The organism is Acinetobacter sp. ANC_7682, from assembly GCF_056779795.1.
In genome coordinates this window covers 11401-32356 of sequence record NZ_JBWYIQ010000027.1, presented here as the reverse complement: position 1 = coordinate 32356, position 20956 = coordinate 11401, and the positions used below count along the sequence as shown (strand labels likewise).

At 40.1% G+C, this 20956-nt stretch carries 19 protein-coding genes; 11 read left to right on the top strand and 8 right to left on the bottom strand.

Annotated elements, in window-relative coordinates; translation table 11 throughout:
- Position 1 precedes the first annotated feature (1 nt).
- The 4 genes from minD to AC1M9D_RS10795 form a co-directional block, all read right to left on the bottom strand.
- Complete coding sequence (gene minD / locus AC1M9D_RS10810) at positions 2–814, bottom strand: septum site-determining protein MinD (RefSeq protein ID WP_035267390.1); 813 nt, start codon at positions 812–814, stop codon at positions 2–4.
- A gap of 61 nt (positions 815–875) precedes the next feature.
- Positions 876–1589, bottom strand: coding sequence for a septum site-determining protein MinC (gene minC, locus AC1M9D_RS10805; RefSeq protein WP_180000266.1), 714 nt, complete (start codon positions 1587–1589; stop codon positions 876–878).
- Between the two features lie 116 nt (positions 1590–1705).
- Entirely contained in the window at positions 1706–2755 is a 1050-nt protein-coding gene (locus AC1M9D_RS10800) for a hypothetical protein (RefSeq protein ID WP_035267397.1), read from the bottom strand.
- A gap of 23 nt (positions 2756–2778) precedes the next feature.
- Positions 2779–3708 carry an acyltransferase gene (locus tag AC1M9D_RS10795; protein WP_035267399.1) on the bottom strand — a complete coding sequence of 310 codons (930 nt, stop codon included), beginning with the start codon at positions 3706–3708 and terminating at the stop codon, positions 2779–2781.
- A gap of 244 nt (positions 3709–3952) precedes the next feature.
- Between AC1M9D_RS10795 and AC1M9D_RS10790 the strand changes: the two genes are divergently transcribed.
- From AC1M9D_RS10790 to AC1M9D_RS10755, 8 genes are all read left to right on the top strand, one after another.
- The gene (locus AC1M9D_RS10790) at positions 3953–4606 is read left to right on the top strand and encodes a YiaD family glycine zipper/OmpA-like lipoprotein (RefSeq protein ID WP_092768184.1); all 654 of its coding nucleotides are present in this window, start codon (positions 3953–3955) and stop codon (positions 4604–4606) included.
- A 139-nt stretch (positions 4607–4745) separates the two neighbouring features.
- Positions 4746–6785 (top strand): UvrD-helicase domain-containing protein, encoded by a 2040-nt coding sequence (locus tag AC1M9D_RS10785; protein WP_035267404.1) that lies wholly within the window; start codon positions 4746–4748, stop codon positions 6783–6785.
- Between the two features lie 24 nt (positions 6786–6809).
- A complete protein-coding gene (gene dut / locus AC1M9D_RS10780) occupies positions 6810–7262 on the top strand; it encodes a dUTP diphosphatase (RefSeq protein ID WP_481612160.1) in 453 nt (150 codons plus the stop codon).
- A gap of 195 nt (positions 7263–7457) precedes the next feature.
- Positions 7458–8882 carry a phosphomannomutase/phosphoglucomutase gene (locus AC1M9D_RS10775; RefSeq protein ID WP_481612159.1) on the top strand — a complete coding sequence of 475 codons (1425 nt, stop codon included), beginning with the start codon at positions 7458–7460 and terminating at the stop codon, positions 8880–8882.
- Positions 8883–8904: 22 nt separating this feature from the next.
- The gene (gene argB, locus AC1M9D_RS10770; protein ID WP_481612158.1) at positions 8905–9810 is read left to right on the top strand and encodes an acetylglutamate kinase; all 906 of its coding nucleotides are present in this window, start codon (positions 8905–8907) and stop codon (positions 9808–9810) included.
- 172 nt (positions 9811–9982) lie between these two features.
- Positions 9983–10831 carry a class II glutamine amidotransferase gene (locus AC1M9D_RS10765; RefSeq protein WP_180028753.1) on the top strand — a complete coding sequence of 283 codons (849 nt, stop codon included), beginning with the start codon at positions 9983–9985 and terminating at the stop codon, positions 10829–10831.
- Positions 10832–10940: 109 nt separating this feature from the next.
- Positions 10941–12023, top strand: a complete 1083-nt coding sequence (locus tag AC1M9D_RS10760; protein WP_481590779.1) for a hypothetical protein — start codon at positions 10941–10943, stop codon at positions 12021–12023.
- A complete protein-coding gene (locus AC1M9D_RS10755) occupies positions 12020–12343 on the top strand; it encodes an RnfH family protein (protein ID WP_481612157.1) in 324 nt (107 codons plus the stop codon). The genes AC1M9D_RS10760 and AC1M9D_RS10755 overlap by 4 nt, the downstream gene beginning before the upstream one ends.
- A gap of 45 nt (positions 12344–12388) precedes the next feature.
- Here AC1M9D_RS10755 and AC1M9D_RS10750 read toward each other — a convergent pair whose 3' ends face one another.
- Positions 12389–12787 (bottom strand): outer membrane protein assembly factor BamE, encoded by a 399-nt coding sequence (locus AC1M9D_RS10750; protein WP_092768200.1) that lies wholly within the window; start codon positions 12785–12787, stop codon positions 12389–12391.
- Positions 12788–12899: 112 nt separating this feature from the next.
- Here AC1M9D_RS10750 and fur point away from each other — a divergent pair, with 112 nt between their 5' ends.
- Entirely contained in the window at positions 12900–13337 is a 438-nt protein-coding gene (gene fur / locus AC1M9D_RS10745; RefSeq protein WP_035267453.1) for a ferric iron uptake transcriptional regulator, read from the top strand.
- Between the two features lie 55 nt (positions 13338–13392).
- On the opposite strand, the gene AC1M9D_RS10740 is transcribed toward fur, so the two are convergent.
- Positions 13393–14517 (bottom strand): PilT/PilU family type 4a pilus ATPase, encoded by a 1125-nt coding sequence (locus AC1M9D_RS10740; RefSeq protein WP_481587875.1) that lies wholly within the window; start codon positions 14515–14517, stop codon positions 13393–13395.
- 34 nt (positions 14518–14551) lie between these two features.
- Positions 14552–15589 carry a type IV pilus twitching motility protein PilT gene (locus AC1M9D_RS10735; protein ID WP_092768204.1) on the bottom strand — a complete coding sequence of 346 codons (1038 nt, stop codon included), beginning with the start codon at positions 15587–15589 and terminating at the stop codon, positions 14552–14554.
- A 122-nt stretch (positions 15590–15711) separates the two neighbouring features.
- On the opposite strand from AC1M9D_RS10735, the gene AC1M9D_RS10730 reads away from it, so the two are divergent.
- Positions 15712–16398: a YggS family pyridoxal phosphate-dependent enzyme gene (locus AC1M9D_RS10730; protein ID WP_035267462.1), complete on the top strand. Its 687-nt coding sequence runs from the start codon at positions 15712–15714 to the stop codon at positions 16396–16398.
- A 116-nt stretch (positions 16399–16514) separates the two neighbouring features.
- The gene (locus AC1M9D_RS10725; protein WP_481612156.1) at positions 16515–17312 is read left to right on the top strand and encodes a thioesterase family protein; all 798 of its coding nucleotides are present in this window, start codon (positions 16515–16517) and stop codon (positions 17310–17312) included.
- A gap of 44 nt (positions 17313–17356) precedes the next feature.
- On the opposite strand, the gene AC1M9D_RS10720 is transcribed toward AC1M9D_RS10725, so the two are convergent.
- Complete coding sequence (locus tag AC1M9D_RS10720; protein WP_481612155.1) at positions 17357–20956, bottom strand: AAA family ATPase; 3600 nt, start codon at positions 20954–20956, stop codon at positions 17357–17359.

The window sequence follows — 20956 nt, the reverse complement described above, 5'->3', positions numbered from 1 at the left end:
TTTATGCTCCAAATAAACGTGCTAACCAGCCTTTCGGCTTCACAGAGATGTGACGATATGGACGTTCTTCACCAAGGAAGCGTGCAACAAGATCGTCATAAGCTTGTCCAGCTGCTTCTTCAGTATAAAGAATAACAGGCTTACCTTCATTCGAAGCTTGTAACACGCTTTTACATTCAGGAATTACACCGAGCGTTGGCACGCGAAGGATATCTTTAGAAATATCATCGACTGTTAACATTTCTTGCTTGTCAGCACGTTCAGGGTTGAAGCGTGTGATACAAAGATGCTTACGAATACGACCTTCGTTATTTTCTACTTTCTTCGTTTTACTGTCCAACATACCAATAATACGATCGGAATCTCGGACAGATGAAATTTCAGGGTTCGTTACAATGATTGCTTCATCAGCATGGTACATTGCTAAAATCGCACCACGTTCAATACCTGCAGGAGAGTCACAAATGATGTAGTCGAACTCTTGAGAAAGTTCGTCCATAACACGTGCAACACCTTCATCGGTCAACGCATCTTTATCACGGGTTTGTGATGCAGGTAAAATATATAGATTTTCGATTTCTTTATCGCGAATAAGTGCTTGTTGTAATCTCGCTTCGTTATTTAATACATTCACAAAATCATAAACAACACGACGCTCACAACCCATGATAAGGTCGAGGTTACGTAAACCTACGTCAAAATCGATTACAACAGTTTTGTGGCCACGAAGGGCTAAACCTGTTGCAAAAGATGCACTGGTAGTTGTTTTACCTACGCCACCTTTACCTGATGTTACGACAACAATTTTCGCCACCGAATCCACTCCTGTTATGTTTATCCCCAATACTATAGGGGTTCTCATGTTTAGTTATACATTAAAATTCGAGTGCTTCAAAGACAAGCTCTTGAGCATCATTTAAATAGATATGTACTGACTTTTTTAGCATATGTGGTGGAATATCATCTGCAACACAATATGTTCCTGCGATAGATACTAATTCAGCTTCTAAAACATGACAGAAAATTCGTGCTGCTGTATTGCCACCGGCGCCGGCGATGACTCTACCACGAGCAGAGCCATAAATATGTATATTTCCTGAAGCGATGATTTCAGAGCCACTATTAATTCCAGCAGTTAAAATAATATCGCCGTGATCTTGTACCAGACATTGTCCTGTTCTAAGCACTTCATCGTGATACGAAGTTTTATGTGTGGTTGCAGGAGCTATGTGTGTTGGAGCCTTCTCAGCTTCAGGGGTATTTGCTGGGGCTTCTACCACTTGTTCTTTTGTTGCTTTGATGCGCTGCAAAGGACGATCAGCCGCAAGAACTGGGAATTGGATCGCACGTGCTTCATCACCCATTAAACCATCAACGACAGCCATGGGCTGTAACCCTAAACTGATGACCAATTGAATGAGTCCAATGAGTTCTTGTTCAACGGTTGTGTCTAGAATGACAAGCGCACCTTCATAAGAGGTTTCACTCATCATGGCACTTAATTGTTGGCGGATAACATTATGATCATTGGTGTCAAAGGTAATTCGGGTAAAATTCACCATTCTACCGGTAATCCGAATATCTGCCATATTCATTCCTTGCTTGCTTCGCGCTTTATAATCGAAGTAAAAATTGTTAATTGTGCAAATGCTAGTTCAATTCTCAAGAATTCTCTAGCGGATATATTAAATTAATAGAGAAATGATCATTCCTTGACTTGATTGTTTTTTGATAACTCTATTTGCCATTGTTTTACTGCCACCTGTTTTCTTAAAGACTCAAGACTTTCATAAACGACAGATTCAACGAGTTGTTCTAATGCATGATTATCAATATTGAGCTGGCTAATTTTTTCAGCAATGAGTTGATAATGCGCATTCGGTTTATCAATGGTTCCAGAAATAAAAGGTTCAACTAAACCGTCGGTAATATTTTCACCTAATCGTTGACCAATGTTGTGGATTTGCTGTTCTATACGACCACCCACCAATGGAATCAGCTTTAAGAGCTGTGTTAGCTCTGGTGTGTCTTCAATTGCTTTAATGACAATGTGACCAACGCCTTGCGAGATATTATCTTTTTGAAGTTTTAATTCGGTTGCTAAAGATTCTTGTAAGACTTGCGCTAATGTCGTGGCAAACATGTCTCGATGGTGATTCACCAGATCATGAATGATTTTTTTATGGGTTGAGCTAGTGTCTAACTCTTTTTTTACACTATCAATGACAGTAATCACCACACGATCAGAGAGCTCTTCCATGATCACGTTATAGTAAAAATTAAGACGTCTGAACCATTTATTAGGTATGACTTTATAGCCTAGCTCATGCAGTCTATAGGCAATCACTCCGACGCGAATTAAACGTAAAAAGCGAAGGTAAGGGATAATAGCTAATATTTCATACCAATGAATGAAGGGAAAGAAAAACCAACGCTGATGATGTTTATTGACGATTGCAATCAGCCATCTTACAGCGAGTTCAACAATTAAAAATGTGATAAACCAACTTTCAGTAATGATGACCCATGGGTGAAGCTCGGATTTATAAAACTCCAGAATTTGAGGTAATTGAACCGTGTCAAATACCCATGAGCCAAAATTACTCATTAAAAATGCATTGGCACATAGACAAAACAAATTGACTAAAATAATGAGCATCATAAAGATGTCATAAATCAGGAACATCTTCCAAAATAACGTATCGTGACGCTGTGGACGGAAAGTTTTTCGAGAATTAGTCATGCGTTCTGTCATATGCAATACATTCTGAGGACAGCTTAATTTACAGATTCAGCTTGAAGCTGTTGTTTTAACTGTGTAATTAACTGATCTTTTTCTGTCCAAAGCTCATCAACCCATTTTTGGAAACGAGCGCGATAGTCGGCATCATCCTCATAATTGCCGCTATGAACCCAAGCAGGAATTTCAATTTTTCTTAAATTCACGGCAATTTGAGAAACTTCTCCTAACCAAAAATCTCCATAACCTGGCACACCATCTGGATAGACAATGGTCATATCGACTAGTGCATCAATTTCACTTCCTAGAATATTTAGGGCAAGTGCTAGACCACCCGCTTTAGGCTTGAGTAAATTTTTATACGGAGATTTTTGTTGAGCATGTTTTTCGGGCGTATAGCGCGTACCTTCTAAATAATTTAATAAGGTAAAAGGTTGGCTGAGCAGTTGTTCACACGATTTACGCGCTTCTTCCATATCACGATATTTCAGCGCAGGATTTTTTTCGATTTGCGCTTTGGTATGACGCTTCATCATAGGAAAACCAAGGATCTTGAATGCTTGCCCAACAAAAGGAATAAAAATGAGTTCCCATTTCGTAAAAAAACGTGTGAGCGGCATACGTTTAAGACCAAAATATTGAGTAACAGTTGTATCTACCCAGCTTTGGTGATTACAGGTCATGATGTAACGACCTTGTAGATTGAGATCTAGATCTTCATCAATCGTGATGTGCCATTTAAGCTCAGGGAGAACTTTTTCAATGAGCCAGTTATTCGTACCAATCCAACCATTGGCGATATTGATATTGGTTTCATCGATTTTTGATGATTTTTTTACGAGTTTAGTCAAACCTAATGCAAGAATAGGTGGGCCACGAAAAAATGTACTTCCTGTGATCACAGAACCTACGGTTAAACCCTTAGAAATTTTTTTTAAAATAGGTTGTTTCTGCTTCTCTGCTGCCATTGCACAGTCCTAAAAAGTGATTGCATGTGATTGAAATTTTTAAAACACTATAAATCGAGTCGCTCAAATCACAAAGCCCGTTTTCTTAACTATGTATAAAATATGATGAAGCATTAACGAAAGATGCTACAAAAGATTACATATTGTTAATAAACTGTTTATTATTAACAAAATAGTAATGGTTAAATTGTTTCTAACAAATCATTATTCATCACATACAAAAACATATAAAAGGAGTCATCCCATGCGTGCATTAGCTATTTCAGCTGCAGTGGTTGGGGCAATGGTACTTTCTGGTTGTCAAACAACTGGTAACAATATTGGTGGCGTCGAGTATGACAAAACTGCATTGGGTGCTTTAATTGGTGCAGCAGCTGGTTACGGTGTTTCTAAAGGTAATGCGAACACTAGCCGTCAAAATAACCGTGCAGCAGCGATTGGTGCTGTATTAGGTGGTGCTGCAGGCGTATATCTCGACAATAAAGAGAAAAAATTACGCCAAGCAACTGCTGGTACAGGTATTGATGTAAACCGTAATCCAGATGGCTCTATTAACTTAGTAATGCCAGGTGCTATCACGTTTGATACAAATAAATCAAATATCAAGCCAAACTTCTATGACACTTTAAACCGTGTTGCACAAGTTTTAACTGAAGACAACAAGAGCGGTATCCTTGTAACTGGTTATACTGATAGTTCAGGTAATGATGCGATTAACATCCCATTGTCACAAGCACGTGCTCAATCTGTTGCTAGCTATTTAGCATCTAAGGGTGTTTCTACAGCACGTATTAATGCTCAAGGTTTAGGTTCTTCAAACCCAATTGCTGATAACACAACTGCAGCAGGTAAAGAACAAAACCGTCGTGTAGAGATTGCTGTTTACGCAGTTCAATAATACATGATCTTAAAAAAGCCACCTTCGGGTGGTTTTTTTATGTCTGAAATTTATTCAAATATACCTTCATTAAATTTAACGTTAGTCATATTCGAAGCAGATGACTATAATCGAGCGCTGAAGGAAAAGAGGAAAGAATATGTCATCAGCCAGTCATTTGAACGACAAGCAACTTGAAGCCATGAAATACACTCAAGGACCCTTGTTAGTACTTGCTGGGGCAGGCTCAGGTAAGACCTCTGTAATCACACAGAAAATTGCATATTTAGTCAAAAAATGCGGTATACCAGCACATCGTATTACTGCGATGACTTTTACCAACAAAGCTGCACGAGAGATGAAAGAGCGTGTCGGTAAATTGCTTGGTAAAGAGGATGGAAAGGGTTTATCTGTTTCTACCTTTCACACCTTTGGTTTGAATTTATTAAGACTAGAATTAAAACATACGCCACTTAAAGCAAACTTTTCCATTTTAGATGCTGATGACTGTAAGCGTATTTTAATGGATTTAATGCACCGAGATAATTTGTCTGGTGCAGAAAGTAAAGAGCTGATCGCAAAAGCGATGAAGATGATCTCAGATTGGAAAAACGATCTAATTTTGCCGGAGCAAGCACATACGACTTGTGAAACGGCTGAAGATGTTCAATTTGCGCATCTCTATCAACTTTATGAGCGTAATTTACGTGCCTATAATGCGGTCGATTTTGACGATTTAATCGTAATGCCGACACGCCTTCTTCAAGAAAATGCTGAAGTCCGTGATAAATGGCAAAACCGTGTACGTTATTTGTTGGTTGATGAATATCAAGATACCAATACCGCCCAATATATCTTGGTCAAACTGCTTGTTGGTGTCATGGGACAATTTACGGCTGTAGGGGATGATGACCAATCAATTTATGCTTGGCGGGGGGCAAAGCCAGAAAATATGGCCTTATTGAAGGAAGATTTCCCCAATTTAAAAGTCATTAAGCTTGAGCAAAACTATCGTTCAACCAGTCGTATTTTAAAAGCTGCAAACCATGTGATTGAGAATAACCCACATATTTTTGATAAAAAATTGTGGAGTGATAAAGGTCATGGTGAGGTGATCCGCATTATTACTTGTCGTAATGATGATGATGAAGCGGAACGCGTTGTTAAAGATTTGCTGACTCATAAATTGATGAATGGTAAAAATTGGAAAGATTACGCCGTGTTATACCGTGGAAACTTCCAAGCACGTGTTTTAGAAACACAACTTCGTCAGATGCAGATTCCCTACAAACTTTCTGGTGGTCAGTCGTTCTTTGGTCGTGCTGAAATCAAGGATATTATGAGCTATCTACGTCTCATTATTAACCCTGAAGATGACAGTGCTTTCTTACGCATTATTAACACACCTAAACGTGCCATAGGACCTGTGACTTTAGAAAAACTAGGTTTATTTGCGCAAGAGAATAATCTTTCTTTACTAGGTGCCGCGAATGATCAGCGCCTAAGTATGGTATTACCGAAGAAGGCGACATCTCAATTGGCTGAGTTTGCTGATTTTATCGAAGGTTTTACGCGTGAACTGTTAGATGATGATGAACCTGTGCCTAAAGTCCGCCAAATGATGGTTGAGGCAGGATATATCGACTACATCAAAGAAACGGCAGCGACGCCAGCACAAGAAAAAACTAAAATTGACAATATTGAAGTGCTTTATAGCAGTATTCAAAGTTTGATCAATCGTGCTGAAGATGTCGATGAAAAAAATATCGAAAGTGTCATTCGTAAGATGGTGTTGCTGGATATGTTGGAGCAACAGCAAGAAGATGAAGATATCGATAAAGTAAACTTACTGACTTTGCATGCTTCTAAAGGCCTGGAATTCCCATTTGTTTATATTATGGGGCTTGAGGAAGAGTTGCTTCCGCACAAGAATTCAATTGTGGCTGATACCATCGAAGAAGAACGTCGACTGATGTACGTTGGTATTACCCGTGCCAAACAAGGTCTGACTTTGACGCTTGCAGAACAGCGTAAAAATGGCGGTCAGATGAAACAAATGACACCAAGTCGCTTCTTGGATGAATTGCCACAAGATGAAGTCGATTGGCTAGGTCGAAAAAAGAAATTGGCTGAAAATATCGATCCAAAATTACAGGCACAGCATTATCTGCAAAATCTGAAAGCTTTACTCAAACGTTAATTACATTTTAAAACAGGATTGAATATGAAAGTTCAAGTGAAAGTACTCGACCAACGACTTGGTCAAGAATGGCCATTACCTACTTATGCAACAACAGGATCGGCAGGTTTAGATTTACGTGCATGTGTAGATGAAGCGATCACTATTGAGCCTGGTCAGACTGTTTTAGTTAAAACAGGTATGGCAATTTATATCGAAGACCCAAGTTATGCGGGTTTGATTTTGCCTCGTTCTGGCTTAGGTCATAAACACGGGATTGTATTAGGAAATCTCGTCGGTCTAATTGATTCAGATTATCAAGGTGAATTAATGGTTTCAGTTTGGAACCGCAGTCAAAATGCATTTACATTAGAGCCGGGTGAGCGATTGGCTCAATACGTATTGGTTCCTGTTTTACAAGCTAAATTTGATTTAGTTGACGAATTCAAGGCAAGTGAGCGAGGAGCTGGTGGATTCGGACACACTGGAAAACAATAGTATTTTGGATAAAAGCCTGTAAAATCAGGCTTTTATTTATATGTTGCAAAATATTAACAAAGATTATATAAATTGAAATTGGTACACGTTATATAAAGAATAACGATATTTTTTATTACTCAATATATTCAAAATTTATTTGGATCAACTCTCATCACGCTGTTCTGACTCAGCAGTCAACGGTGTTAATTAAGAATGAATACCCAACCACTTATTTTTCCAAGACAAATTTTCCGCGCTTATGATATTCGCGGAAAAGTCAGTCAATTGGATACAAGAACAATTTATGCGATTGCGCATGGGCTTGCTGCTCAGTATCAATCACGTGGCCAGAAAAGTATTGTGCTAGGTTACGATGCTCGATTGACTGGGCCTACTTTTGCTTGGATTATTGAATCAGTCTTCAAAAACCAAGGGATGAATGTCGAGAACATTGGATGTTGTTCAACCCCACAAATGTATTTTGCTGCTCGACATAAAAATGGCAATGGCATCATGGTGACCGCGAGTCATAACCCTAAACATGATAATGGGATTAAATGGATTATTGAATACGAACCACCTTGTCCAGACATGATTCAAAATGTTGGGGAGTATGCAGAAGGTTTCTATTTTCAACATGATCACTTTCCAACGCCACCTCAACTGACACATCAGATTAAATCAGAGTATTGCTTGGCTTATCAGCATGCTTTGCTCAAGGATATTCAATTAAAGCGTCCACTCAAGGTTGTATTAGATGGTATGCATGGTGCCGCTGGGCGTTGTGCTGATTTAGTACTACAAAAAATGGGATGTGAAGTCATTTCAATACGTTGTCGTGAAAATGGAGAGTTTCCTGATCATCCTCCAGACCCTTCACAAGCGAAGCATTTGACGCAGCTAAAAGAAAAAATTTTGTTGCATCAGGCGGATTTGGGGATTGCTCTTGATGGTGATGGTGATCGTGCCGTCATTTTGGATGAGAATGCTCACATTGTGTCTGCTGATCGCTTGTTAGCATTATTCGCATCATTGTGTTTAACTCAGCATCCGCATCATGAAATTGTTTATGACGTAAAATGTTCAACGATGGTGTCAAAAACCATTGAACAATTACAAGGCATCGCAAAAATGATTCGTACTGGCAGCAGTTTCATGCGCCGTTATATTTCCCAATCCAAAGGTCGAGCTGTTTTTGGGGGAGAATATGCGGGTCATTATGTCTTCAATGATGGTCGTGGTTTTGGTTACGATGATGGTATCTATGCAGCATTACGGGTCATGGAGGCATTGAGTCAACTTAATATCACGCTATCTGAATATCTCGCTCAATTCCCAGATCGCTTTGGTACTGAAGATACCTATATTGAAACGCAAGATGCAAATCCGCAAGACGTCCTAGCCTTGATAGAGCAGAATTGTAAAAGTACTGGGGCTAAAATGAGTAAAATCGATGGTATTCGCCTTGATTTTGACTACGGATTTGGCATTATGCGAGCATCAAATACTGGTGAATACTTCACGGTACGGTTTGATGCAGATAGCCCATCGAAACTTTATGAAATTCGCCAGCATTTTGTAAAAATTTTAAATGAAAAATATCCTGTGCTTGCTCAAAGTATTTTGAATGCACACTAATGTAGGAATGAAGGAGAGGCGAATGCCACACCAACAAACTGGCATCGACAAAGCTCAAATTTTGACAGAAGCTTTGCCATACATCCAAAGATTTACAGGTAAAACACTTGTAGTGAAATATGGCGGCAATGCAATGACTGATCCTGCATTAGAAAGTTCGTTTGCCCGTGATATCGTGCTATTGAAAACAGTTGGTCTTAATCCGATTGTGGTTCATGGTGGTGGTCCTCAAGTCGATTCATTTTTGAAACAACTTGGGCGTGAATCAGACCGTATTGATGGAATGCGTGTAACTGATCCTGCAACTATGGAAGTTGTAGAAATGGTGTTGGGCGGAAGTGTAAATAAGTCTATTGTGAATTTGATCAATCAACATGGTGGTCGTGCAATTGGATTAACGGGTAAAGACGGTAACTTAATTCGTGCTCAAAAGTTGTTGATGGAAAAAACCCAAGAGGATGGATCTGTTCAACAAATTGATCTTGGGTTAGTGGGTGAAGTGGTCGGTGTAAAAACTGACGTTCTGGAAATGTTCACTCAAAGTGATTTTATTCCAGTGATTGCTCCACTTGGTGTTGATGAGGAAGGTAATACTTACAATATCAATGCAGATTTAGTTGCTGGTAAAGTTGCTGAAGCTTTGGGTGCAGAAAAGTTAATTCTTCTTACGAATATCAGTGGTGTATTGGATGAGAATAAAAACCTACTCACTGGACTAACAACACAAGAAGTCGATCGCTTGATCGATACAGGTGTGATCTACGGCGGTATGATTCCGAAAGTGGGATGTGCGCTTGATGCGGTGAAAGGTGGTGTAGTGAGCGCGCATATTGTGGATGGTCGTGTTCCACATGCGACTTTGTTGGAAATTTTTACGGATCACGGTGTTGGAACATTGATTACCAATCGTTCTAAGTCGGCGTACTAATTCATAATCACATCATAAAAAGTCACTTCGGTGGCTTTTTTTGTTTGATAAGAATAATCGTTTTATGTCCCATATATCCAGCATAAAACATATTCAATTGCCATATTCATATTTGCAACATCTATAAGGCTGATGCACAATAAAACTGATAACTAAAGCAAAATGAAAGATTATGTGCCAACTACTTGGAATGAATTGTGCCACCCCTACGGATATTACGTTTTCTTTTCGTGGTTTTTCTCAGCGCGCTGGAATAACGTCAGATCACTCAGATGGTTTTGGCATCGCTTTCTTTGAGGATAAGGCATGCCGCTTATTTGTTGATAACCAATCTGCAGTCGAGTCTCCAATTGCAGAATTCGTTCGTAATTATCCGATTAAATCGCGTAATGTCATTGCCCATATTCGTAAAGCAACACAGGGAAAAATTACTTTAGAAAATTCTCATCCGTTTATTCGTGAATTGTGGGGGAGACAATGGATTTTCGCGCATAATGGTGATTTGCATGATTTTCATCCAAGGTTGTCGGGACAGTTCACACCAGTAGGTAATACAGATAGTGAGCTTGCATTTTGCTATTTATTAGAACATCTCGTACAAAAGTTTAGTTATGTAGAGCCAAGTGTCCAAGATGTATTTCATGCCTTAGAAGAAATTTCACCAACAATAGCAGAACATGGGACATTCAATTTTTGTTTATCAAATGGACAGGCTTTGTATAGTTATGCGACCACAAAATTACACTGGATTGTTCGCGAATATCCATTTCAACCTGCACGATTAATTGATATTGATGTTGAGGTCGATTTTAGTCAGGTCACGACACCTGAGGATCGTGTGGCTGTGATCACGACAGAACCATTAACAGATAATGAAGCTTGGTTTGCATATACGCCCGGCGAAATGATTTTATTTCAGGATGGTAAGCCAACACTACGTACCATAACTCACGTTGAGCGATTGGTCAGAGAAGCTCGTGACCCAAGCTTGAAGCGTGTTACTCGCGCGGATCAGTATTAAAAATTTAATTTGAAGTGGCTAAGATCTACACTTATTTTTTTTACGCTAGACTTTGATTTTAATGATTGAGCTAGGCAAAATAGCGTAAAACTTTTTAATGGAATACCTCATGCAGGACACCGCTATGTCACGATGGTTATCGCCGCTGATGGCATTTTGTTTGTCATTTATCATTATTGTGGGTCTAGCACCAAGCTTAGGCTTGCAAATTGATCGACAACTCGATTTTTGGTTACTTTGGTTTGCAACGATGTTGTTTTTAGCGTTGCCAATTATTTATTTAGAAATTGGATTGGCGAAACGAGCTCAAACTTCAGCGCTGAACGCATTATCAAAATTGACCCGTGAAGCCGATGCAAACCAACGTTGGAGAGTAGTGGGCTGGCTTGCTGTTATTTTTATTCCATTCTTAGCAGGCGGTATATTACTTAATACTTCTAATGCTGTAGCACAACAAAATGATTTTGGTATTGGTTCAAATATTTTGATGGGTATCGCAGCATTCATTGCATTTGGTTTATCATTTCTTCAACGTTCTGTATTGGTTGTACTTACTGCGATTGCAACGATTGCAAGTTTAATCGCGGCTCAAGTTTTTGGTGTCCAAGTCAATGATTGGCAGCTGACTCCTGTTGAGTTTAAAGAGTGGGGCAATGCAACTATTCTCGCTTTAGTGGCTTCTGGTCTCGGGCTTGGATTATATTGGCAGACAAATCTCAATCAAGAGAAACAAGATGCTGCAACGCCAAAAACTTTACCGATTTGGCTAGCGCAACTGGTGGCTGTGGCTGGATTTGGATATTTTGCAATTAGTGCTGCAATTCCAGCATATATCGTTTTAATCGCGACAATATTTGCAGTAGCTTTACTCCTGCAACTTGGCAAGGAACAACTCGTACATCGTGGATTAGCTCAAGCGGTGCAATATATTTTATTGCTTGCACCACTTTTAATTTGGGTATTCCCTGCAGCCGATCTATTTTTAACTCCGATTTTAATGCTTTGGGGATTAAGCATTTGTTTAATCTATGCAATTTTCGTGGGTTGGATCATGAAAATTAGTCATTTACGTAAAGCGCTGAATTTTAGTAATGAAGCTTTTTATAATATCTGGCGTGTGGCTGTGCGTATTGTGACACCTTTAGCAATTGTGGTTGCTATGATTTCTTACTTAGGTCAATTATTACCATGATCCAAAATGCAAAAGTTTGGGTTGCTTATGCTGCTGTAGACCAGCAGTTTCACATTGAACTTGAATTTGTGGAAGGCATGTCTGTTGCGGATGCTATTACACAAAGTGGTATTGCGTCGTGTACGCAGTTGCCAGATGAGTATGCTGTTGGAATTTTTGGGATGAAAGTACAAGATCAATCGTATGTTCTGCAAGCGGGTGATCGGGTGGAAATCTATCGGGCATTAACGATTAATCCAAAAGATATTCGCCGTAAGCGAGCGGCAGCGAATCCAGTTGGGCGCTATTGTCGTGGCAATCGCTTTAAACAATTGAAATGATATGAAAAACCCCTCTTTGAGGGGTTTTCTTTTATGTCTAATTCTTTATAGTGGTGGCGCGTTCAAAATCGCATCTTTCGAACCTGGTAAACCAGGTTGAGTTTCTGGGATAGTTTCTAAACCTTCGATTTTATTCACGACGCCAGAACCATCGAAATATACTTTTAGATGCTGACCTTGAGTTGCAGGAATATTTGCTTTTTTAGCATATGTACCTGGGGTATAATTGTAGATGTAATCCCAACGTAAAGGATTCAAAGGATCTGAAATGGTTGGGCTACCAAGTAAAAAACGAACTTGTTGGTAAGTCATCCCGACTTGAATTTTTGAAGCTTGCGCTTGGGTTAATGGTGTTCCTTGAGGAATATCAACTTTGTATACACCAAAGACAGAACAACCACCCAGTAAAGAAGCGACGAATAACGTCAGCATGATTTTTTGCATTTTGCTACACTATCCCAAATTAATTATGATGCAATTGATCCAAGGATAGATCATACTGCATCTCAACTCTGTTGCATATTCCAACTTAAAATTTGTTGAGAGACCTTTTTATATGCCTATTTCAAATCAAGATTTACGCAAAGCTGGACTTAAAGTTACCCTTCCACGAATCAAGATTTTGGAATTATTAGAAAATTCAAGACAGCATCATTTGAGCGCGGAAGATATCTATAAGACCTTACTTGAGCAGGGCGAAGATGTCGGTCTAGCAACTGTATATCGTGTGTTAACTCAGTTTGAAGCTGCTGGTATTATCCAACGTCATCATTTCGAGAATAATCACTCTGTATTCGAAATCATGCAAGATGATCACCACGATCATATGGTCTGCCAGAACTGCAACAAAGTTGTTGAATTCCACAATGATTTGATTGAACAAGAACAACATAACGTTGCTGAACAACTTGGTTTTGTTTTAACAGGTCACTCTTTGAATTTATATGGTTATTGCGATGCGCCTGAATGCCAAGAAGCATACCGTAAAAAATAAATCTTGATTGCATTAAAGAAGGAGCAATGATTGCTCCTTTTTTATTCACTATTGATTAATCATCTTGACCATCAAAAGTGAGGCGGGGGCCAGAATTCAACAGATAGTTTGGATCTTCTTCAGAGAGTTTGATTTGTAAGCGTAAATCGTTGGCAGAGTCAGCATGACGTAATGCTTCGTCATAAGTGATTTTCTCAGCTTTATATAAGTCAAATAGCGCTTGATCAAACGTCTGCATTCCAATTTCACGGGAACGCTTCATGACTTCCTTAATTTCATGAACTTCGCCTTTACGCACTAAGTCTGAAATCAGTGGAGAATTGATTAAGATTTCAATTGCAGGATGACGTGATTTTTTATCAGGAGTCGCAATTAACTGTTGTGCAATGATCGCCTTCAAATTAAGTGAGAGGTCCATAAACAGTTGGCTGTGACGATCTGTCTCAAAGAAATGAATAATACGATCTAAGGCTTGGTTGGCATTATTTGCATGTAAGGTCGCAAATACTAAATGTCCTGTTTCAGCGAAACTAATCGCATAGTTCATGGTTTCACGTGAGCGGATCTCACCAATAAGAATGACATCAGGTGCTTGGCGGAGTGTGTTTTTCAGTGCAATTTCAAAAGAGTCTGTATCAATGCCAACTTCACGTTGAGTAATGATACAGCCTTGATGTTGATGAATAAATTCGATTGGGTCTTCAATGGTAATGATGTGACCTTTAGAATTTTGATTACGATGACCGATCATTGCGGCAAGCGAAGTGGATTTACCTGTACCAGTAGCACCTACAAATAAGATGATCCCGCGCTTAGTCATTGCCAGATCTTTAAGTACGGGCGGTAGTTTCAGCTCATCAATACTTGGAATGACAGTTTCAATCCGACGTAAAACCATGCCAGGTTGATCACGTTGCTGAAAAGCACTGACACGAAAACGTGCAGTTTTATCGCGATTGGCAATAGCAAAATTACATTCGTGTGTTGCAGCAAATTCGATTCGTTGTCTTTCACTCATAATCGAGTGAATCAATTGACCTATGATTTCACCAGTGAGCTTTGTTTTAACTACAGGCACAATTTCACCATTAATTTTCATTGATGGTTCAATATCTGCACTGATAAATAAATCTGAAGCCTTGCGCGCAATCATCATGTCGAGCAGGTCATTAAAATCCATTTTGATTCCCCTAAATCAAATGACGTTCACTTTTTTATAAAAATGATTCTGGTTGTTTAGCCGCAGTACGTGCAACTTGCGGGGTAATAATGCCTTTCGCGACAAGATTTTTGAGACTTTGATCGAGAGTGGTCATGCCATAATTTGCACCGGTTTGTATTGCAGAATACATTTGTGCAACTTTGTTCTCACGGATGAGATTTCGAATCGCTGGAATTCCAATCATAATTTCGTGAGCAGCTACCCGACCGCCACCTGTTTTCTTTAAAAGTGTTTGAGAGATGACGGCTTGAAGCGATTCAGAAAGCATGGCACGAACCATGTCTTTCTCATCGGCAGGAAACACGTCGATAATACGGTCAATTGTTTTTGCGGCAGATGTGGTATGCAGTGTTCCAAACACCAAGTGACCAGTTTCCGCAGCAGTGAGTGCAAGTCGAATGGTTTCGAGGTCACGCATTTCACCGACGAGAATAATATCTGGATCTTCACGCAGTGCAGAGCGTAGCGCTTCATTAAAACCGTGTGTGTCACGATGCACTTCACGCTGGTTAATCAAACACTTTTTGGATTGGTGCACAAATTCAATTGGATCTTCGACGGTTAAAATATGGTCGTAACGGTTGTCGTTAATGTAATCCATCATCGCCGCAAGCGTAGTCGATTTACCTGAACCTGTTGGTCCTGTGACCAAAACAATTCCTCGTGGATAGGCGCAAATGTCTTTGAAAATTTGCCCCATGCCCAAGTCTTCCATAGAAATCACTTGAGAAGGAATGGTACGGAATACCGCGCCAGCGCCACGATTTTGGTTGAATGCGTTGACACGGAAGCGTGCTACACCAGGTACTTCAAATGAGAAATCGGTTTCTAATTTTTCTTCATAATCGCGACGTTGTTTATCATTCATGATGTCGTAGATTAAGCGGTGTACTTCTTTGTGTTCTAAGGCTGGTAAGTTAATACGACGAACTTCACCATCAACACGAATCATCGGTGGCATTCCTGCAGAAAGGTGCAAGTCAGACGCCCCGTTTTTCACTGAAAATGCCAGTAATTCTGTAATATCCATAAATTCCCCGAACGCATTAAAATCGTAATTATTTTGATAGAATAATAAGGCTTTCCTACAGCTTAACCAACAGTTAGCGTGCAAGAAAGTAAAAAAAGATGAATTAACTGAGATAGCTATACATGATGAGTCTAGAGCAAGCGAGAAATAGTGTCATTCAACAAATTGAACAAGCCTGTGAAGTTGCTCAACGACAATCTAACGAGGTTAAACTCCTTGCTGTTTCCAAAACGCATCCAGCGGATATTTTGAGAGAAATGTATCAGACTGGTCAACGAGCATTTGGTGAGAATTACCTGCAAGAAGCATTAGATAAAATCAAAGCGCTGAATGATTTAGACATCGAATGGCATTTTATTGGTCATGTACAACGCAATAAAACCAAACAGTTGGCTGAACAATTTGCATGGGTGCATGGGGTTGATCGCTTTATTATCGCAGAGCGACTCTCTAATCAACGCACAATCGAACAGGAGCCTATCAATATTTGTCTTCAAGTGAATATTGATGCTCAAGAAAGCAAAGATGGTTGTGCAGTTTCAGAGGTCGAAGATCTGGTTGCTCAAATGAGCATATTACCTCGACTTCGATTACGAGGATTAATGGTCATTCCAGCACCTGGCAATGTAGATGCACTCTATGATGCCAAGACACTTTTTGATCAGATGAAAGAGCATCATGCACATCCTTCTGATTGGGATACCTTGAGTATGGGAATGTCGGGTGATTTACAAGATGCGATTAGCGCTGGATCGACTATGGTTCGCATAGGGACGGCCTTATTTGGGGCGCGAGATTACTCAAAATGATTGGATTCAGTCTGCACTGAACTTTCGGGTTCAGTCACTGTTATTGTAAATACAACTTTTTATGTATAAAAATAAACCAATATATTTCACATAATCATAAAACAGGGAAGAATTGGATGAGTTCGTATTATCAGCTTTTAGAACGAAAATTGTGTGATGATGGATCAGTACTGGCTAAGTATAAGTCGACTATACATGCTCAAGGCGCATGGAATGCGCATGAACAGCATATGGCGCCCGCAACAGGGATTATTTGTGCAGAGTTGGATCACTTTTCTGCTCGGTCTGACCTACGGATTGGACGTATAAGTTTAGATATTTTGGGCCTGATACCCGCTGGGGAGTTTCAAATTGAAACTCGAATTATTCGACCTGGAAAAACCATTGAATTGATCGAGTCGACCATGTCTGCACATGCTAAAAGCTGCATTCAGGCACGTACTTGGCGAATGATGATGAGTGATACTCAGGCAGTCGCAGGATTAGAAGATCAAAAAGTTGCTGATCCTGACGAGGGGATCTTATGGGAAGAAATTAGAAACTGGCCTGGAGGCTATATTCAATCACTTGAGGCACGCCGTTTAGATCGACGGGCAGGCAAGGGCATTGTATGGCTAACCAATCCTTATGACATGGTTGAAGGACAAATACATTCAGACTTTGTGAAGTTGATGGGAATGGTCGATACAGCGAATGGAATTGTCACACGACAAGGTTGGCCGTTTAACTATACTTTCCCAAATTTAGATTTACAGATACATCTCTATCGTATGCCAATAGGTAAGTGGCTAGGTCTGGAAACAGTGCAACAATATGGTGATGACGGTATCGGGTTAACTTCATCTATTCTTCATGATCTGAACGGACCTTTTGGACGAGCTGAGCAAATTTTAACTTTAAGAAAACTGGCTTAGATTAAAGCCGTCATTTGACGGCTTCAACTTATTATCATTAACCATTAACCGACAATATTAATGGTACTCGCACCTGCACCTACAGGTTTGACTTGAATCTGTACCGGAATACGTTCATGCATTTCTTGTACATGAGAGATGAGCACGACCTTACGTCCCTGACTTTGTAAATGATCGAGGGCATTCATCACCATATGTAGTGATGCAGGATCGAGCGTGCCAAAGCCTTCATCAATAAACAGTGATTCAAGTTTCATTGAACCTGATGCCATGTTAGCAATCGCTAAAGCAAGGGCTAAAGACACTAAGAAAGTTTCACCACCTGATAAGGACAACACAGGTCGAACTTCGCTGTTCATATCTAGGTCAATAATGGCCAAACTTAAACTGTCAGGAATACGATGCAACTGATAACGTGGCGCAAGCGGCTGTAATTGCTGATTGGCATATTCCACCAAAATATCTAAATGATGCTCTTGAGCAATCTTTTTAAACTTGGTGCCTTCCTTATGCCCAATCAAATCGTAGATACGACCCCAACGATATTCCTCCGCTTTAATTTGTTCAATTTGGCTTTGATACTTGGCATAGTTGGCTTGATTGGCGGAATTCATGCGTAATTGAGTTTCTGTATCGGTGAGCGCTTCTTGTTGAGCGAGCTTTTCCGTTTGCAAGTTCGCAAGTTGCTGCTCGAGCATGCTGAGATCATGTTCAGGCTGATGTTTTAAATGTGCCTGATAACGTTCTTCTAAAACTTGCCAAGCGGTTTTGGCATTCTCTAAAAGTTGTCGCTGAGTATTTAACTCATGGCGTATTTGTTGATGCTGCGCTAAATCAATGCTTAACCATGTGGCAATGTGATCTGTGGTTACGGTTGGATGGCTCAGTTGCCATTGCTGAATAGCCTGTTGTACTTGCTGTAATGCCTGTTCAAGATGATGTAAATCACTGAGCAACTGCTGCTGTTGTAGATTGGCTGCATTTAGCTGTTGTTCAGCATATGCAGTTTTACTGCGTTGTGCATGCACCTCATTGGCATGAGCAACAGCTGTTTCTTCTAAATGTTTTTGCCAATCTGCAGCATAACGATAGCTTTGACCGGCATAGTCTTGGGTCAGTTCAGCAAGTTTCGAGCGTAACATTTTGCCTTGCTCAATCAGTTGCTCAATCTGTTGTGTCAGGCGTTGTTCATGTTTTTGTGCTGCTTCAAAGCGTAGCGTCATTTTTTCAAGTTCTTGCTGTGCTTGCAGCAGTGATGTGTCTACTTGTTTTTGCGTCGTGAGCAATGCAACACGCTGCTGCAGCTGTTGTTGCAATTCGGCAATCCAATGTATTGGTGTGTCTTGCTGATAGCGAGCAGGCAGTAACTGCACAATAGGTTGAATACCTTGTTCAAGCTGTACACGACGTTGAATATTCAATAGTAATTGCTGTTGTTGCTGCTGATCTTTACGCCATTGCTCAAGCAATTGACTAAGTTCTTGTTCTTGCACCTGTTGTTGTTCAATGTGCGATTGCAGTGTTTCGATCTGCTGCATTATGCGCTGCTGCAACTGAATCGGGTCTGCCGTGTCGAGATTTGAACCCAGTTGTTGTAATGCTGCTTGAATGTGCTCGAGCTGTTGCTGAGTGAATTGCGTGAGCTGTTCCATACGCTGTTGTTGCTGTTCAAGTAAGGTCTGTACTTTGGATTGCTCAATCTGTGCTTGCTGTACCTCATGATTGACCTGTTCCAATTGTTGACGAGCCTCTTGCAATTGGTGCTCGTGTAGTTGCAATAAACCTTGTTCTAAGCGTTGATGATGGTCTAAAAACGGATGTTCATGGCTACCACAGACCATACAAGGTTGATTGGCTTTTAGCTGTTCACGTAAATGCTGCACGTTTTCGCTATGTAATAGACGCTGTGCCTCCAAGATGCGTTGTAGTTGAGTATAAGCAGCTTCTTGTGTGGCTTTTTCGCTCAGGCGTTTTTCAAGGGTCTGTTGAATAATCTGCAGTTGCTTTTGTTGTTCAGCGATTGAGCCTGTCAGGTCGTGTATTTCGCTGATATGGGTAATGACTTGATCAAGCTGCTGCTGTTGATGTTGCAGTCGTAATACCGTACTTTGCTGATGTTCACGCTGTTGTTGGATGTTTTTTAGCGATTGTGTCAAAGCGCCAAGACTTTCATGTTGAGCCACATAGCTTTGCAGACGTTGTACAATGGTTTGCTGTTGCTGTTCTAACGTTGCAAAGGATTGTTGTAATAGTTCTGGCTCTTGTTGATGAAGCAACTGATATTGCTCGACATAATGTTGTAGCGCCTGCAAAGTACTTTGTGGTTCTTGGTCAAAGCATTGTAAAAATTGGCTTTGGGTTAACTCAAAGTTGATTTGTTGCTGTTTGTTTTGCCAAGCCAATACGCTGGTCTGTTGTTGCTCAACAGCATGTTTTGACGGTTCTAATTCATTGCGTACAAGCTGATCTTTATCTACACTGAGTTTTTTATACTGTTCAGAAATACTGTGAATGTCATGATCCAACTTTAAGCCTTGTTCAAGATGAGGCTTAATATCCAAACGTTGCTGCTCAAATTGCGCTTGGGCATGTTCATAGGCTTTTAAGCGCTGTTGTTCAGTAGTAGCTTGTTGTTGTAAAGAGACAAACTCAGCTTGAAAGGCCAGTTGTTTTTGTTGCACCTCAAGTTTTTGTGGTTCTAAACGTGCACGCTGTACATATTGTTCACGAATGGCTTGAAATGCATCAAGCTGTTGTAGCAATTGTTGTTGTGCTGCGGATTTATTTACGGCATCAAGCTGAACTTCATAAATCTCTTTTTTGCCATGGACTTCAGCATACAATTGATCACGCTCAAGATACCATTTACGTTCATTTTCAAGCAGCTTTTCTGATTGTGCTAAATGCACGAGTTGTTGTTTTAGCTGCTGATGTTGTTGATTTAAAGCCGCAAGTTGTTCTTCACTGAGAATATCAATGCGTCCAATATCTTTTTCTAATTCATTACGTTGCTGTTTAATTTCACTAAATTTATCAGCGGCTTTTTTACTGACTTCACTAAAAATTTGCGAATTGGTTAAATATTCGAGTAAGTCTGCACGTTCATGGTCTTTGGCTTTTAAAAATGCCCCCACTTCAGACTGTGCTAACAGGACTGCACGGGTAAATTGCTCAAAACTGAGACCAATCAGCTTTTCAATCAGTGGCGTCACTTCCGAGATTTTTTGCGTTAAGGTCGCGCCATCATCTAAACATTGAACAAAGCGCTCGACTTTTAAATTGCCATCAACTTTTTTACGCGCACGGCTAATGTCCCACCGCGCCAAATAGCGTTTACCATCAAGGGCAAGAAATTCAAGTTCAGAAAAACCAGCGGTGGTACCACGACGCAGAATATTCTTCGAATCTTTAATTGAAATGTCTTTACCTCCTACATCTTTCATGCTGCCAGCTGCGCCACGTAAACGTGGGATTTCATCGTACAAAGCTAAACACATGGCATCGAGCAGCGTCGATTTTCCTGCACCTGTTTTACCAGTAATGGCAATCAGACCTGCCTGAGCCAATGGCGCTTGTTCAAAATGGATATGTTGTTCACCGGCTAAAGAGGCCAAGTTGTTTAAACTGAGTCGAATAATTTTCAT